Below are 16691 nucleotides of genomic sequence, written 5' to 3' on the forward strand. Positions count from 1 at the left end.
CGGACACCTAGATATTATTGTCATTCCCGTCGTCCGATGTGTCCAGCGAGCGGCCGCCGCCGTACGACGGCTTTAGGTTCTTCTCATTGCCTTTGTTGCAGTTCGTGTAATAGGCGTCGAGCCGGGCTTCCAGGCATTTGCGGCTGCAATGGGGGGCCACGAACATGATCGCGTCGAGCGCAGCGTCCTTCGCGTCACTATATGACATGCGGTCCGGGTTGGCCCCAGGGACCCCCGCCTTCTTCGCGAGCTCCTGCTTTGCCTGGTATTTCTCGATCTTGCTCCGTAGCTGCGAGTGCGCGACCCCGTGGCTGCCATGATAGGCAGTCGTGCCCTCCAAGCAGATGGTTGGGGCATTCCCGTGATCGTACCCACCCGCGCATGCGGTCGCGAAGGCCGGGTCCCTCGTCCCGTTCGAGCGCCGCCCGAACATCGACCCCGGCATCACATGGTGCCCCGTCTGCCCGGGGCAGCAGCCCGCGCCGGAGCGCGCGGCCTCCGAGGCCGGGATTGTCTTGTCGTAGGGGACCAGCATGCACTTGCGGGCCCGGGTGCACGCATCGGCGGCAGCCAGGGCCGTCATTGCGTCCGCCATGAACTGGGTCGGGTTTTCCTTCCACTGCTTCAGCTTGTCCTTGAGCATCTTCTCGATGAACTCGACCGCCTTGAGGTCCGCCAGAATCTCGAGGCCCTCAGGCCCGATCGCCTCGGCAATCTCGGTGGCCGTGCTGATCACATCCGCGATGGTCCAAGCGGTCAATCCGGCCGAGACGACGAGCCCGACGCCGGTTGCGCCAGCGGCCAGCGCGCCACCTTCCTTCAGCACGGACCGGAGCGCGAGCCCGCCGGCCTTCTTCAGGAGGAACCACGGGCTCAGCTGCGCCTTCGCGAGCTCCATGAGCTCGCCGAACGCCGACTGCGCCAGCGACCACATGTCCTGGTTCAGGAACTTCTCGATCTCCGCCTTGGCCTTCTTGAACTCCTCGACCTTGTTCGAGGGTTTGATCCAGAGTCCGTCGCAGTAGTCGTCCACCCACGCGTTGGCGGCGGTCCTCTTGTAAAGATACGCCTTCCGCGCCATCTCGTCCGGCACCGAGGCGACTTTACCGAGCCTCTGTACGAGCCCCTTGCGTTTCGGCTTCTTGGACTGGTCCTTCGGCGTGCAGTTCTTCTCGACCTGTTTGCGGTCCTGCTCGCAGGAAGGGGCTTTGTCCCAGACGCTGCGATATTTCTGCACCATCGCGTTAGGTTGGTTCACGTGATTGTGCGTCACCGTGTCCATGTGGCGGGCGACACCGAGGCCCTCAACCTTCACGTCCATTGACCACGATCGGAAGTACGCCTTGCCCTTGATGGTGCCGGTGATGACACCCTTCTTGAGGCCAGGGGTCGCCGGCTCGTCGCCGTAGCTGGTAGAGAAATAGCTCTTGTCCTCGAGCGCTGCGCCGGTGCCTTTGATGAACACCGTACGCGAGAGGTTGTCGAGATCGCGGGCGAAGACCGAGTTGGGATAGGGGACGGGCAGGCCGGGCAGCGGCGCGCCGGGGGAGAAGCACACGTCCGGCTGGCACGCGAGCGAGGCGCCGTCGGCGCTCTTCGATGCGATCTCGTTGCCGTTGGCAAAGACGAAATGAGGCATGCCCGTCTACTCCTAACCTGTCCGGCTTGTGCTCACGAGGCCACCGCGACCAGCGCCGCGCGCGCGCTGCCGCTGCCTGAGAGATGCACGAGGGAGACCGGGCCGGGGGCCCAGCGCTTGCGCGCGGCGTCTAGCGCGAGGGCCAGCATGAGCGGTCCGGCGGCCGCGCCGATCTCGCCGATGCTCGACGCGACGAGGATCTGGACGTGCCCCGGCGGGCTCGGCGCGCGCAGCACGCGCCCCCAGGCATAGGCGGCCTCGTCGAAGAAGAACGACTCGCCGGAGCAGTCGCTTAGTCGATAATCGACCCCGTCCGCGGCGACGTCCGCGTGCCTCAGTGCCTGGCGCATCGCCTGAGCGAGGCCGCGCCCCACGTTGGGCCGGCCGTCGATCCACCTATCGGGCTCCTCCGCCGTCCCCAGCCCTGCCACGGTGAGCAGCGGTGATCGCCCCTTCTCCTCGCCCGGCCCCGTGCGCGTCACGAGCACGCACGCCGCGCCCTCGCCGGGGATGAATCCGTCCGAATTGTCGCTCGTGCGCAGCCGCTCGCCCGCCAGCGCGTCGTTGACCTCCTCGGCGTCGAGCAAGCTATCCGTGCTGGCGACGAGGACCGAGCGCACGGCCCGGCTCGCAAGGAGCTCGTGGGCGCGGGCTAAGGCATCGACCAGACCAGGACGGCCTGTGGCGCTGATGCGGCTCTCGGTGTGGAGCGTGCGGCCAAGCGCCTCCTCGCAGGCTACCAGCCGCCGCTGTAAGGCGTCCTCCGAGACGCCAGGGCGGGTGTTTTCGGGGCCGAGCATCAGTAAGGGGGTCCGCGCGAGATCGACGGTGTCGGCGCCGCGCAGGCACTCGGTGGCTGCGAGGAGGAACATGCGCACGAGCTTGTCCTCACCTCCGAGGAGCAGGCCGCCAGCGCCCCCGGGCAGCCCGAGCCGGTCGGACGGGACAGGGGCGCCGAAGACGGGGTGTTCCGCATCATCGACGAAATGGGTCTCCTTGAAGCGGCTGAGGGACGCGCGAATGGCGGCGCTGGCGGCGGGGGCGCTCAGGCCCACACTGCACACGACGCCGGCCGAGATGACGAAGAGAGGCGTCCGTGAGGGCATGTCAGGCGAGGACCTCCGTGACGGGCGCAAGGTCCTCGTCCCTAGTCTCGATCCCGCCGCACCCGCAGTCGCCGCTCCCGAACACGCGGCTCTTCCACCAACGCTTGCAGATGCTGCCCGCAGCGACGACGAGGACCTCGCGCACGCTGCGTTGCAAGGGCATACGGGCCCGCCAGACGAGATCAAACGTGCCCACGTCGGCGTCGATGGCGAGCGTGTCGACCTTCGGGGAGAGCAGGGCCTGTGTGCGGCGCCTGGAGAGCGCGATCATCGGGAGCGTGAGATCGGGCAGGCAAAAGCGCGTCAGACCGCCACCGGCAAACAGGTTGAGCATCGTCACCTCCTCCCCTCCCCGGGGATACGGCATCTGCTGATCCGCTGGCGCGCACTGGTAGAACCGCTCGTCAAAGTCGGGCGGCAAGAGGGGGTATATCTCGTCCTGCCAGCGCTGATCGTAGGTACCAGCGAACGTAAGGCGCGGCGCCCAGTTGCGCGCGACGGGGCCGAGCGAGACGGGCGCATATAGCGTCTTAGGGTCTTGGATGGGGCTATCAGGAGACTCCAGGTTGGGGACCGCGCGGCCCTCGATCTGCCCGAGGAGCTTGCCGCGAGCGTAGCCGCAGCCGACGAGGTTAGCGGGGTGCGCGAGGAAGTCTCCCGGATCATCAGAGCCGATCGCCGCGCCGTCGAACAGCCCGCCGAACGCGCGGCCGTAGGATAGCGGCATCCCGACGAACGGCTCGGGCATGCTGGGCTTGTACCCGCCGAGCACCCTAATCCAGCGCCGATCGCCCACCACGCGCACGATCTTCTTGATGGGGCCGACCATGACGCCGACGTCCAGTTCCGTTACCGGCTTGCCATGCGGCGCGTGAGCGGAACCCTTGATGATGACGTCACACGCCGGCTTGATAGGAGCAAAATCGGCTTCGAATAGAGGCGCCGATAGACCCTCTTCTCCCTCGAAGACATCTTTGGTCAAAAGACCTCGTTGCGTTTTGTCGAGCTCCGGAACGTTGTTGGGCGCAGGTATGCGGTAGGTTCCCTTGGCTATGACCACCAGCCAGGGTTGCCCGTGTTTGTCGAGTGCCTGGATCGCGTCGAGAGCGAGCTTGGTACCGTTGATCAGTTCCATGGACTAACCATCCGTACACAGGAACTCTCCCCGATGGCACGTGGCCTCGTCGAGGAGCGCCTTCTGCGTCATTCCCGGTGCGAGCACGGGAAACAGCCGCGTATCCAGCGAGCCGAGAGAGAGTTCGAGCGCCGCAGATGCCCGCCATGGTTGCAGGCCCGCGTAGAGGCACTCTCGGAGCCAAGCGGGCGAGAGAGGATGCCCTCCCAAATACCGCACCCCCTCGCGAAGGTGGCGTCGGGCGATCGCCCAGTGCGCCTCCAACTCGCCGCCCACGGGGGCCGGCAGCTCGTGGCCGGCGTCGCTGAGGTGATATTCCAACTCGGGCTCGTACGGATGCCGGGAGGGCTCTCGCTGAAAGAGCGGAGCATCAGCCTTCACGCCCGTGATTGTCAAGTAGACAGACGACCCATGCCGCGCGAGCGCCGGGCATCTAGCGACAATCTCGAGCACCCACGGGATGCACGAAGGATCTCCCCGGGCCGCGGCACTAGCGAGCGCCGCTGGAAGCGTATGCTCGGAGGCGGACAGCGCCGAGATCTTCGCCATAGCGTTGCGCGGCTCGTCGATCCGCGCCGCAAGATCCGCTGCCGGGAGGCGGAAGTCGCCATGCGCGGTCTCGGCAGCAGCCCACAGGACACTCACGCTGCCGTGATCACCGAGCAGCGCTGCGGCCCATGCGGCCCAGGGGCTCCCGCAATCGTTCGGGTCGCGGGCCGCGAGGCGCAGCGCGGTCAGCAGATCTCTGCGCCCCAGGTGTCCGGCTGCCCTGTACGCGGAAGCGCGGAGTTCCGGGTCGCTGGCGCCTAGCGCGCGCCCGAGCGGAGCGCCGGGATCTTCTCGCCTCGCTGCGGAGGCGTCGATGCCAAGACGATGCAGCACCGGTGGACAGTCATTCGAGAGGAGCTCGGAGATCACGCGCTTCGCAGTGCGTCCTTCAAGCCACTCGAGTGCGGAGATCAGGGCGCGTTCGTGGCGCGGCCTGTGCTGTGCGAATGCGATGAGCTTTGCGAGGGCGAGGTTGTCCTGGATTTCGGCGGCGACATAGGATGCTGTGAAGAGCTCGCCGTCTGGCCCCTCCGTGTCTCGGGTCGCGCGTTCGAATGCGGCGATCGCGATCTGGAGCCCCTCGACCCCTGCGAGCACGAGCCCATCCAGGTTGGCGGTGAGACGTGCGTCGAGCTCGTTCAGGCTCCGCAGATTGAAGAGGGTCGATCGGGCCGCTCGCTCTCGCCGGTGCCAGAGAAAAGCTGCCTCGTCGGCGTGCCGCTCTACAATGTCGCTCAGGATTCTTCTCACGTGGCCCTGCTCAGTTCATGTGGATCTTGGGGGCTTTCACGTTGACATTGGCCGCACTTTCCACGTTCACGTCGCCCGTGGCATTCACGTTCACGACGCCCATTGCGGTAACGCTGATGTCCTTGCCTGAGACGGAGATCATGCCCTCCTTGTCCATGATGATGGTGCTGGCCCCACAGGTGATAGTTATCTTGTCGCCGACAGTGACCGTCTTGCTCACCCCGACGTTCTCCGTCTGCACGAGGGCGACGTTTGTCGCCATCGCCCCGCCCACCGTGATCGCGTAGGCCCCGCCCACAGTCAGCGTCTTTGCCGCACCGACTGTCTCGGCCGATGCGAGCGCCACCGTCTCCGTCTTCGCCATGCCGACGCTCACGCTCATGTTCGCGCCGATCGCCTCGGTGTGGTTCGCCCCCACCTGCACCGAACGGTTGGCGCCGATCTGCTCGTTTTGGTTGACCCCCACGAACAGCGACTCGTTCACCCCGACCGATTTCGTGCGGCTGTTGCCGATCGTGACGCTCTCATTGTTCCCAACCAGCCGGGTACGATCGTTGCCGATGCTCACGGTCTCGTCGTGCCCGACGCTCCGCGTCCGATCGTTCCCTACCGTGAGCGCGTCATCGTGCCCGACCTGCTTCGTGCGATCGTGCCCGATTTTCACTGACTCGTCGTTCTTCACGAGCTTGTCGAGGTTCTTCTCCGCCTGCATGCGGATGAGCTCCTGGCCCTTCCTGTCCTCGAACATGATCTCGTTGTAGTTGTCCGCGCCACCGCCCGGCGAGGAACGGCTCTGCCAGCCGCTCTGGGTCTTGTTGTCGGGCAGCTTGTACGGCGTCTTCTGGACGTTCGTGTAGACACGGCCGACGATGATGGGCCGGTCGGGATCGCCGCCGAGGAAGTCGACGATCACTTCCTGGCCGACGCGCGGGAGGTTCGTGCCGCCGAAGCCCGCGCCGGACCACGGCTGGCTCACGTGGATCCAGCACGAGGAGCGCTCGTTCATCTTCGACTCGCGGTCCCAGTGGAAGTGGACCCGCACCCGGCCGAACTCGTCGGTGTGGATCTCCTCGCCGGGCGGGCCGACCACCGTCGCGCTCTCCACGCCGCTCGTCTTCGGCTTCGGGGTGACGAGCGGCGGCCTGTAGGCGAGGCCCGCGCTTACCGCCTCGCAGGTGCAGGACCACTCGCCGCTGCGCTCGCCGCTCAGCGTGGCGCTCGTCACGAGGAACGCGCTGCCCGGGGACAGCTCGCTCTTCGGGTGATCGAGGAAGGAGACGACGGTGCCCGGCGCGAGATCGATCGTGTTCGTATCGAAGGCGACGGTCCTCGCATCGACGCGCTTCGCAGCGAGCCTGCGCTGCGCCAGGGCGACCGCCTCTCTCTCGTCGGTCCGGTAGCGCCCTCGGTCGTCGGCCACGGGCGTGGGCTGTCCCTTGTCGCTCTCGTAGAGGAAGGCCCCCGGAACGTAGTGGTACCGCTCGAGATGCCCTTCGAGCGGCTCCTGCGTCTGGGCCGAGCTGCGGAGCACGTACTCTGGCATCCGGCGATAGTCGTGATCGCGCATGGTGTACTTGCCGGGTCGGATCCGGCGGCTGACGCGCACATTTGTCACGTGCTCCCGGTTGGCGTCGGTCGGGTTGTCGCGGAACGTGATCGCAGGGGCCCGCGAGGCGTTCGTCTGCGGAGCGTCGTCCAGGACCAGCCTGGTCTCGCCGTCGTCCGTCTGGAAGTAGAAGCTGATGCCCGCGTCCTCAAGCATCCGGCAGAGGAACGTGAAGTCGCTCTCGCCGTACTGGACGCGGTACTTGCGCTTCTTGTACGTGCCGGAGATGCGCTCCGACGTCGGGATGTTCCACTCGGCGAGGAGCACGCGCGCAATGTCGAGCTCCGACTGGAGCTGGAACATGCGGTGGTTCCGCCGCTGGGTCAAAAGCCACAGCACCGGCACCATGACGAGCTTGTAGGTGGACACGCCGAGCTCCTCGGCTGCCACCTGCTCGATGTGGCTGCAGATGCCCGTCCATGTGCGCACGCCGCGCTCGGCGGTGCCCTGGCGCAGCGTGAAGGTCATGGGCTGGCCGACGACGGCATCGAAATCGATGTCCGCGTTCTCGCTGACAACGACGAGCGAGAGCTCGAACAGCGCGCTCATTCGCTCCGAGATGTGAAAGTGCCGGACGTCCAGTCGATCCCCGGAAGCGACCGTGACCTCGGTGTGGCGGAGCACGTCGAGCGGATCAGACGTAGCCATGCACACATGATCCAGGAGGCCGCGCCGCGGCGCTAGCGGAATCGTGCGGGCGGCGCGCCGGTCCGTAGTGTCGCGCTCCCAGGCCCATCCGCATACCCCTGCCGGCTTGCGTGCATCGGATGGCGAAGCGCTCCGCGGAGAACCAGGCTGTGCTGCCGCCGCCCGGGGTTACTATCCTCCTCTCTGGGCGGCACACGGATTCCTTCCAGCTTGGGCGGAGGGTCAGCCGTGCGTGGAGGTTGGCGCCGGACGAGGGGCGCCTCCACCCCACGAGCGAGGTTCAGATCATCGGGCCGGCGCTCGCTCGCGCCGACGCCGTCGTGCCCGGTCGCGACCGTCCGCTCCGGCGCGCCGAGAGCACCAGGACGACCAGTGCCCAGAGCCAGCGCTCGCTCCGGCCGGTCTGGTTGGACAGGCTGCACGAGGAGAGCTCCTCTCGCCTGCTCGGCGCTGGAACGCACTCTCCGGCGTGGTTGCAGACGAAGCCGTCAATGCAGTCCGTGTAGTCGTTGCACGGGTTGGCGCAGGCATGCGCGCCCGCCTTGCACCGGTAGACGCCGCAGCCCTTCTCCTCCCCCCGAGGCGTGACCAGCGTGAGGTTGTCGCCGTCGCACGTGTCTTCTGAGATCGCGAGGCACTTGCCGCCGACGCAGACGGCGTCCGTTGTGCAGTGCTCCTCGCGCAATGTGCAGCTGTCCCCGCACACCGTGTCCGCGCACCTGTACGCGCCGCACGGGCTCTCCTTCGCTTGCACGCAGGCGTGCGCCTCCGTGCACTCGTAGCTCACCGCGATCCCGTCCTGGCATGCGGGCTCCCTGCAGGGCGCCCCTACTGGTTCATAATAGCACCGGTCGTTGTAGGTTCCGTCGCATACGCCCTGGCACTCCAGCTCTCCGCCGCAGGGCTCACGGCCAGGCCGCGGCGCTTCGGGCGATGTCTTCGTGCCGATGGTCGTGCAGAAGCCGGCGAGGCCAGGGACATCGCAGGCCTCGCACTGGCCGCACTCGGAGTTGCAGCAGTAGCCGTCGACGCAGAGATTGCTGACGCACTCCTCCGCGTTCTTACACGGCGCGCCGAGCGGCTGCTTGCAGACGCAGGTGCCCGGGGCATCGCCCGCGCCGCCCTCCCCACCGACCCCGCCGACGCCCCCTGCGCCGGCCGCACCGCCTGCACCCCCAGCGCCGCTCGAGCTGAGGCCGCTGCCCGCGCCGCCGGCGGCTCCGCCCGTGCCGGCGGCTCCGGTTTCTTCCGAGCCGGCCTCGCCACCCGAACCACTCGCACCGGATATGCCGCCCGAGCCGCCCGAGCCGGCTGTGCTGCTCGTCCCTCCGGAGCTGGTCGCGCCGCCCGTTCCTCCGGAACCGGCTGCGCCGCCCGAGCCGCCTGCGCCGCTCGTTTCCGCTGAGCCGCCGGCGCCAGCCGCGTCCACCTCGGCGTTGAGCGGACACCCGTTGGGAACCGAGACGATCCCGGGCTCATGGCTGCACCAGCCGTCACCGGGGGCGCACTCGGCGCTCGTCCGGCATGCGGTGCTGCACTCCTTGCCAGCGGCATCACACACGAACGGCGCGCAGCTCGTCGAGCGGACGGGCACGGAATTGCCGTCGCCGTCGCATTCGCTCGTCGTCTTCACCCCGTCGACGCAAGTCACGGTCGTCGGCGTTCCGCGCCTGGCGTTGCCGCACCGCCCGCTGTTCGCCTCGGCGCTGTCGGTCTTGACGGCGGCGCTGCACGCCTCGCACTCGGCGGTGCACGCCCGGTCGCAGCACACCCCGTCGACGCAGTAGCCGGACTCGCACTCGACCCCCCGCGTACAGGGCGCGCCGAGCTCATGGAGCAGGCGGAAGGCCGAGGCCTTCGCGGCGGCGCCGCCGCCGGCGACCAGAAGGCTGCCTCCCGCGTTCGACGAACCGCCGGCGTTCACCAGGGTCGCCGTGTGGTTCGTGGTCGGGATCGGCATGTCGGGGAGCGCCGTGAAGTCGATCGTTTCCAGGCTGAAGACGTCGGCGAGCGCGAGCTCCGCGTCGGGCGCGCTGCTCCCCGCGAGCGCCCCGAGCCCGCCGGTGACGACGACGCCGCCGGAAGGCATGAGCGTCGCGGCGTGGTGGGCGCGCCGCGCTCTCATGGCGATCCGCTGCCTCCTGAAGCCGCGCTCGCGCGCCCCGTCGATCTCGGTGCCCCGGTCGATGAAGCGCTCGGCGCTGTCCCACGCGAGCGGCTCGGACGCCGCGTTCACGCCGCCGACCAGCAGGACCTCGCCGCTCGCGAGCCGCGTCGCGGTGTGGAACGCGCGCGGCAGCAGCATCGACGAGAACAGCCCCGCGTCCGGTCGATCCTCGAGGCGCTCGAATGCCTCCTCGGTCGCGTTGAAGATCTCCCCCGAGGATTGCGCGAAGCCGGCGACCAGACCTCCCGCGAGCAGCACGTCGCCCTGCGGCGCATCGTCCGCGGCGAGCAGCGCGGCGGCGTGACCGGCGCGCGCGGCGCCCAGGGGCAGGGGCACGGTCGTGGTGATCCTGGGCACGTCGTTCGCGTAGACGAGTGCGTTGGGCAGCGACTGCCCGGTGCCGTCGGTTCCGCCTGCGATGAGCACCTTGCCTTCCGCGAAGCGCGTCGCGGTGTGCCACAGCCGAGGCACCCGATCGGACTCGGGACCGGCTCCGACCACCGAGAACCGGCCACTCGTCGCATCGTAACGCTCCAGCGGGTCGACCACCGTGAAGGGCGGCCCGTCCTGGTCGACGCTGCCGCCGGCGATGAGCACGGCGCCGCCCGTGGTGCTGCCCAGGTGCGTGGCCGTGTGATTGCCGCGCGCGTGGCTCATGGATGCGGTCGTGGCGAAGGTGCGGCTGAGCGGCTCGTAGAGCTCCGCCGTGCTCAGCGCCGCGTGGTCCTCGCCGAACCCGCCGGTGATGAGCACCGGACTAGCAGATGTCCCGGGATCGAGCAGCGTCGCCGCGTGGTGGGTCCGCGCCTCGCGTAGGGACTGCGTCAGTTCCCACCGTGGATCCACGAGCGCCGGGTACGCGATCGAGGCGCGTGGCCACGTCACCGTCACCGTGCAAGCGCGCGCCCCCGGGGCCACGAGCGGTCGTCCCCACGGCGGCCGAGGGTCCGAGTCGAACGCGCAGCCGCTGACGCTGAGATCCGCATCGTGCCGCGCGCCGCGTGCGTCGATGACGTAAGGTGCGGTGACCCGGAGGCGCGGCGCGCCGCCCTCGTCGAGGAACTCGAGGGTACGCGCCACGAGGCGCAGCGCCGCAGCGCCTCCGAGATCGACGAGGTAACGGAGCTCCGGCCGGAGAGGCTCGTGCTCGAAGGCGACGAAGTCCTCCGTGCCCGCGCGGCCGACGACATGCACGACGTCGACGCGCTCGCCGGAGAGGGTGGTGGGGTAGACGGCGATTCCATCCGCGATCGCGATCGCCGTGTCCGACGCGCCGTCGAGGGCGAAGGCGATCGATAGGCCGGATGCTCTGTCGCGTAGCCGGACCGGCCCCGACGCGCGGTACGGCAGTTCGACGGCGGCGGTCGCCCGTGTCGCGCCGGTGCTCGGGGGCGCGAAGCGCATGCGGAGGGTTCCGTCGGTCGCGCGCTCCAGGCGCGCCGCCGGAGAGGCGCCGGGGAACGCCGTGGAGAACCGCGCACGGAGCGCGGCCAGACGGTCGTGGCCGTCACCCACGTCGACGTGGGTCGCGTCGATGCTGCTCCGCGACGGTGCGGGAGGCACCGTGGAGTCTGAACAGCCCCAGGAGAGAGCCGCCGCGACGAGGGCGACAGCGATGCGGTGCCTGCTCGCGAAGCGCAGAGACATCGATGGCTTCAGGATCATGATCTCCGCCCGCATGCCGGGAGTGATCCCCCCGACGGCCGCCACTGTAACAGAACTCGGTGGCGCCGGGCTGCACGGATCCTCCTCGGAACCTGAACGGCCGCGATCGCTGCCGCGGGTGGCGTCCGTTTCGCTCACGGCGGACGCGAGCAGCGCTCAAGAGCCGTGGACGGACCGGCGCGTTCCGACACCGGTAACGTAGGAAGAGGAGCATCTTGCGAAGCGCGCGTCGGGCAGGATACCCTGCCGAGGCGAGAAGGTTTCCTGGAGCGCGCTCGGAGCCCGACAACAGGCTTCCGACTCATTATGTACAGCGGGCAAACGATAGCGCCGTCAGCGACTCTCCGATTTTCATTTGCGGCAGCAGAAACATTCACGTCATGAGCCGGTGGAACCGCGCGATAGCGCCCGCCGGGACTCGTAAAGGAATGAGAGAGCGGCATGTTCAAACCGGGTTTCATGATGCCCGTCCTCTGCGTGGCGGCTTTGGCATCGATGTCGTGCAGCGGCGATCCCCCGAGCAGCGCATCGGGCTCGGGAGGGAGTGGAGGCGCGGGCACCGGGAGCGGGGCCGCTGAGGCAGGAGGGTCGACATCGACGAGCGCGGCGACATCGGCAGGCGAGGCGACGTCGACCAGTGGGGGCACCGGCAGCGCGGGAGGCGGCTCATGCATCGGCAATGGGGGAATCACGGCTCAGCCGACCTGCCGCAAGACATGTGAAACCGATGCGGACTGCTGCCCAGACCCGCCAGGGAGTTGCCCTGGCGATCGGTATCCGTACAACTATCGTTGTGACACGCTGGGAGTTTGTCGATATCCCGAGTGTTGCGGCGACGCTGATTGCCCCGATAGCTACCGGTGCGTCCCGGTGAACGGTGGAATTAGTGCGTGCGTGGAGCCGTGTTCGGCATCAAGCCCGAACTGCTCGGGTAGGGCGGAGTGTACCGGAGTCGATGGGCGTGGAAATATGTATTGTCGTGCTGAATCGCCCTCCTGCGAAACATTGGGTTGCGGTGCCCTCGGCGAATGCGTTGATCAGGTGTGCGTATGTGATGATGGCGTTGGGTGCCCCAATGGCTACTTTTGTACTAGGTGAATTGGTTGGCGAGCACAGTGGTGAGTGGTTTTAAGGGGGCTGTGATGGTGATGGCGCGCGGTGCTCGGGTAGACTCACGTGCTTCGACTTCGGAGTGGATTGGGCGCTCGATTTTGCAGGCGTTCCGATTCGGCGTTGGGGTTGTGGTTTTGTGTTTGCTGGGTCTTGTCGTAGGGCTTCGGTCCGCAAGAGCAGCGTGTAACCCGGAAAATCCAAATGAGGATTCGGATGGGGACATGATCCCTGACTGCGTGGATAACTGCAGTCTCCCTAATCCGGGGCAGGGTGATTATGATGAGGATGGTTATGGAGATGTTTGTGACAATTGTGCCCGTGTGGCTAATGTTGATCAGGTAAACACAGATGGTGATTCTGTGGAAGATGGTGATGGGTTTCAGGCAAGTGGTGATGCTTGTGATGTAGATGATGATAATGATTCGGTGCCGGATGTGGAAGATAACTGTCGGTTGGTTCGTAACGAAAGACAGGAGGATGATGATGATGATGATGTAGGGAACGCCTGTGATAATTGTCCCTATATTTCGAATGGTCCATCTGTTGAGGAAGGTGGCCAGGGTGACAACGATCGTGACGGCGCCGGAGATGTGTGTGATGATGACGATGATGATGATCGTGTTAAGGATAGGAGTGACAATTGCCCGCTTGTTGCTAATGATCAGGAAAATATGGATGGGGATGAGCAGGGTGATGCTTGTGATGATGATCTGGATGGTGACGGAGATCGAAACGTTGACGATAATTGCGTGGAGAGTCCGAATCCCGATCAGACGGATCTTGATGACGATGGGTTGGGTGACGAGTGTGACGAAGATCGGGATGGTGACGGTGAGTTAGATATTGACGATAATTGCGTGGAGAGTCCGAATCCCGATCAGACGGATCTTGATGACGATGGGTTGGGTGACGAGTGTGACGAAGATCGGGATGGTGACGGTGAGTTAGATGTTGACGATAATTGCGTGGAGAGTCCGAATTCCGATCAGGCGGATCTTGATGACGATGGGTTGGGTGACGAGTGTGACACGGACATGGATGGCGATGATGTAGTGGATCTTTTTGATAACTGTGTTGGGTATCCGAATACCGATCAGGCAAACGCTGATGGCGATTTGCTCGGAGATCCTTGCGACGATGACGCGGATGGTGACGGCATTCCCAGCGCCGACGAAAAGGATATGGGCATGGTCGTGCTCGAGGAGGACTCCGACCGTGACACCATCTCGGACGGCATCGAAGCTGGGATCTACACGACGGGCATGATGCCGGAATTCCCGGACACGGACGGTGACGGGGACATCGATGCGCTCGATCTGGACAGCGACGGCGACGGCCTCTCGGATATGAACGAGGCGGGAGACTCCGACCTTCACACGCCTCCGTTCGACGCGAACGACGACGGTGTCCTCGACTTCCTCGATCCGGATTCAGACGACGACGGCATCCTGGACGGCCGTGATAACTGCCGCTTCGATGAGAACCCGAGCCAGAAGGACAGCAAACCGGGCGACGCGTGGGGCGACGCGTGCGATCCCGATCAGGACTACGACGGCGACGGCGTACCCAACGAACCCGACAATTGCGCCCTCGGCGCGAACGCCGAGCAGCAGAACGGCGACGGCGACCAGTTCGGCGATATCTGCGACGACGATCTGGACAACGATGGTGTCCTCGATCCCGCGGACAACTGTACCTACGCGGTGAACCCCGACCAGGCCGACACCGACGGAGACGGCGTGGGCGACGCATGCAACGACGACTGGGACAGCGACGGCATCCTGAATGACGTCCCCGACAACTGCCCTACGGTCCCAAACCCCGACCAGGCCAATCTCGACCACGACGAGCTCGGCGACGCCTGCGACCCGGATCGGGACGGCGACGGCGTCCTCGACGAGGTCGACAACTGCGAGGGCCTCGCCAACGCCGAGCAGACGGACTCCGACGGCGATGCGCTCGGCGACGCCTGCGACAATTGCCGAGAAGCCGATAACCCCTTGCAAGAAGACGAGGACGACGACGACGTCGGCGACGCCTGCGACAACTGCGCCGCGGCACGCAACCCCGGCCAGGAGGACTCGGACGGCGACGGCATGGGCGACGCCTGCGATCCGTCGGATCCGGGCGCCGGCGGCGCCGGCGGTGCCGGCGCTGCCGGCGGAGATTCCTCGGCCGCCTCCGCTGGCGGCTCGCCCCCTCGGCTGCACCTCGATCTCGGCGGCGGCGGCTTCTCGTGCCGCTTCGCCGCGCCCGACCGCCTCTCCTCGCAGCCGCTCGCCGCGGTCGCCGCGGTCGCCGCGGCCTCGCTCCTCGCAGCTCGCCGCCGCCCCCGGCGCAGCCCCCGCGCTCCCTCCCGGTGATCGCCGTGAACTCCATGCCCCTCACGCCCCCCGCGCGCATGCCCTCCGCTCCCTTCCCGCGCCGTCCTCACCGCCGCCGGCGCGTCCGCCACCTCGGCTCCTGCGCGTGCGCCCTCGCCGCCCTCACCGCGCTCGCCGTGCCGCGCGTCGGGGCCGCGCAGACCCCCGCGCCCCCGCGCGTGGCCGGCAATCTCGCCCTCCAGCAGCTCGAGCCCTCTCCCGCAGGCGACGCGCTCTTCGGCGTGCCGTCGCCGTCGGCCAGCGGGCACCTCGTTCCGCGCGCACTGCTGATGTTCGATTACGCGCGCAACCCGCTCCAGCTCTTCGCCCCGGATTCCGCGGCGGTCGTCTCCTCGCAGGGCTTTCTGCGCCTCGACGCGTCGCTCGCGCTCTGGGATCGTGTCCTCATCTCGCTCGACATGCCGCTCGCCGTCGTGCAGGCGGGCGAGGACCCGGACAGTGCCGAGGTCTCGTTCCATCCCCCGTCCTCCGCCGCGCTCGGCGACCTCCGGCTCGGCGCCCGCTGGCGGTGGCTCGGCGCGGAGCGCGCGCCGTTTCAGGCCGCGCTCGGCGCCTACGTCTTCCTGCCGACCGGCTCCCCCGACGCCTACGCTGGCGAAGGCGCGGTCCGCGTCGCACCCCACCTCATCGTCGGCGGCGAGGTGACGGCGCCCGTGGACCTCGTGTGGACCATGATGGCGGGTGCGGTGCTGCGCGGCTCGGAGAACCCGAACACGTTCACCTTCGGCGGCGGCGTCGCGGTCGCGCTCGCGGACGGCCTGCTCCGGATCGGGCCAGAGCTCTACGGCGCGATCCCGTTCAACGGGGAGCCCATGCTCTCCGTCCCGGAAGCCAACATCTCCGTCCGGTCGGGCGGCGTGAACGCCGAGGCCCTGCTCGGCGCGCGCGTGCGGCTCCCCGGCGGCGTGGAGCTCGGCGCCGCCGGCGGGCCAGGGCTCACCGAGGCGATCGGCACGCCCACGTTCCGCGTCCTCGCGCTCGCCGCGTGGTCACCCGTCTCCGCGGGGGAGCCCGTGTCCGCGTCCGCGCAGCACGCCCCGCGCGATCGCGACGGCGACGGCATCGCCGACGTCGCCGACGCGTGCCCCGACGCGCGCGGCGTCGCGAGCGACGATCGCGGGCGGCACGGCTGCCCGAAGGCCGATCGAGACGGCGACGGCGTCCTCGACGTCGCCGACGCCTGCCCCGCCGCCGCCGGCTCGTCGAGCCTCGATCCTACGAAGAACGGCTGCCCTCCGGATCGAGACGGCGATGGCATCGCCGACGCCGCCGACGCGTGCCCCGACATCGTCGGCGCGGCCAGCGAGCAACGCGGCAGCAACGGCTGTCCTCCGGATCGAGACGGCGACGGGGTCCTCGATCGCGTGGACGCCTGCCCCGCCCTTGCGGGCGAGAGCAGCCCGGACCGGGCGCGCAACGGCTGCCCGGAGGACGTCGACGGGGATGGCATCAAGCCGCCGGAGGACGCGTGCCCCCGCGACAGGGGAGAGCGCGATCCCGATCCGCAGCAGAACGGCTGCCCGAGGGGCGTCCGCATCTACGGCAAGGAGATCGCGCTCCTCCGGCCCATCCGCTTCGTCATGTACGGCCGCGAAAGGCACGAGACGGCCGAGCCGGTGCCCGACGAGGTGCTCACCGCGGTGCGCGACCTGCTCGAGCAGCGACCGGAGATCAAGCGCGTCGAGGTCCGAGGCCACGCCGATCAGGAAGGCGATCCCGAGTTCAACATGCGCATCGCCCAGGAGCGCGCCGAGTCCGTTCGCCTGTGGCTCATCGAGGCCGGTGTCCCCAAGGAGAAGCTCGTCGCGAAGAGCTACGGCGACAGCGATCCCATCGCGTCGAACCGCACCCAGGAGGGGCGTGAGAAGAACAGGCGCGTGCAGCTCTTCATCCTCGAGGAGTCGCCGTGACGCAGGCGCGCGGGTGCGA

8 protein-coding genes and 1 pseudogene are annotated in these 16691 nt (G+C 67.7%); 3 read left to right on the top strand and 6 right to left on the bottom strand.

What is annotated here, in order from left to right; translation table 11 throughout:
• Positions 1-7 precede the first annotated feature (7 nt).
• The 6 genes from WME75_RS46355 to WME75_RS46380 all read right to left on the bottom strand — a co-directional run bounded on the left by WME75_RS46355 (position 8) and on the right by WME75_RS46380 (position 11280).
• Complete coding sequence (locus WME75_RS46355) at positions 8-1639, bottom strand: PAAR-like domain-containing protein (protein WP_437484891.1); 1632 nt, start codon at positions 1637-1639, stop codon at positions 8-10.
• A gap of 32 nt (positions 1640-1671) precedes the next feature.
• Positions 1672-2745 (bottom strand): hypothetical protein, encoded by a 1074-nt coding sequence (locus WME75_RS46360; protein WP_437484893.1) that lies wholly within the window; start codon positions 2743-2745, stop codon positions 1672-1674.
• A 1-nt stretch (position 2746) separates the two neighbouring features.
• The gene (locus WME75_RS46365) at positions 2747-3880 is read right to left on the bottom strand and encodes a DUF2169 family type VI secretion system accessory protein (RefSeq protein ID WP_437484895.1); all 1134 of its coding nucleotides are present in this window, start codon (positions 3878-3880) and stop codon (positions 2747-2749) included.
• A gap of 3 nt (positions 3881-3883) precedes the next feature.
• Positions 3884-5179 carry a TIGR02270 family protein gene (locus WME75_RS46370; RefSeq protein WP_437484897.1) on the bottom strand — a complete coding sequence of 432 codons (1296 nt, stop codon included), beginning with the start codon at positions 5177-5179 and terminating at the stop codon, positions 3884-3886.
• A gap of 10 nt (positions 5180-5189) precedes the next feature.
• Entirely contained in the window at positions 5190-7433 is a 2244-nt protein-coding gene (locus WME75_RS46375) for a type VI secretion system Vgr family protein (protein WP_437484899.1), read from the bottom strand.
• A gap of 280 nt (positions 7434-7713) precedes the next feature.
• Positions 7714-11280 carry a Kelch repeat-containing protein gene (locus WME75_RS46380; RefSeq protein ID WP_437484901.1) on the bottom strand — a complete coding sequence of 1189 codons (3567 nt, stop codon included), beginning with the start codon at positions 11278-11280 and terminating at the stop codon, positions 7714-7716.
• A gap of 1319 nt (positions 11281-12599) precedes the next feature.
• Here WME75_RS46380 and WME75_RS46385 point away from each other — a divergent pair.
• From WME75_RS46385 to WME75_RS46395, 3 genes and pseudogenes are all read left to right on the top strand, one after another.
• A pseudogene (locus tag WME75_RS46385) lies at positions 12600-12707 on the top strand (hypothetical protein); the annotation flags it as partial.
• Positions 12708-12737: 30 nt separating this feature from the next.
• Positions 12738-14741 (top strand): thrombospondin type 3 repeat-containing protein, encoded by a 2004-nt coding sequence (locus WME75_RS46390; RefSeq protein ID WP_437495076.1) that lies wholly within the window; start codon positions 12738-12740, stop codon positions 14739-14741.
• A 14-nt stretch (positions 14742-14755) separates the two neighbouring features.
• On the top strand, positions 14756-16672 hold the full coding sequence (locus WME75_RS46395) for an OmpA family protein (protein WP_437495078.1): 1917 nt from the start codon (positions 14756-14758) through the stop codon (positions 16670-16672).
• Positions 16673-16691: the final 19 nt, after the last annotated feature.

The sequence above is a fragment of the Sorangium sp. So ce1014 genome (genome assembly GCF_051521505.1).
In the GTDB taxonomy this organism is placed as follows: domain Bacteria; phylum Myxococcota_A; class Polyangia; order Polyangiales; family Polyangiaceae; genus Sorangium.

What these genes read in the sequence shown, in the direction of transcription:
- WME75_RS46355 (WP_437484891.1), bottom strand. Translation starts at nt 1,639, where the DNA reads ATGCCTCATTTCGTCTTTGCCAACGGCAACGAGATCGCATCGAAGAGC.
- WME75_RS46360 (WP_437484893.1), bottom strand. Translation starts at nt 2,745, where the DNA reads ATGCCCTCACGGACGCCTCTCTTCGTCATCTCGGCCGGCGTCGTGTGC.
- WME75_RS46365 (WP_437484895.1), bottom strand. Translation starts at nt 3,880, where the DNA reads ATGGAACTGATCAACGGTACCAAGCTCGCTCTCGACGCGATCCAGGCA.
- WME75_RS46375 (WP_437484899.1), bottom strand. Translation starts at nt 7,433, where the DNA reads ATGGCTACGTCTGATCCGCTCGACGTGCTCCGCCACACCGAGGTCACG.
- WME75_RS46380 (WP_437484901.1), bottom strand. Translation starts at nt 11,280, where the DNA reads ATGCGGGCGGAGATCATGATCCTGAAGCCATCGATGTCTCTGCGCTTC.
- WME75_RS46395 (WP_437495078.1), top strand. Translation starts at nt 14,756, where the DNA reads ATGCCCCTCACGCCCCCCGCGCGCATGCCCTCCGCTCCCTTCCCGCGC.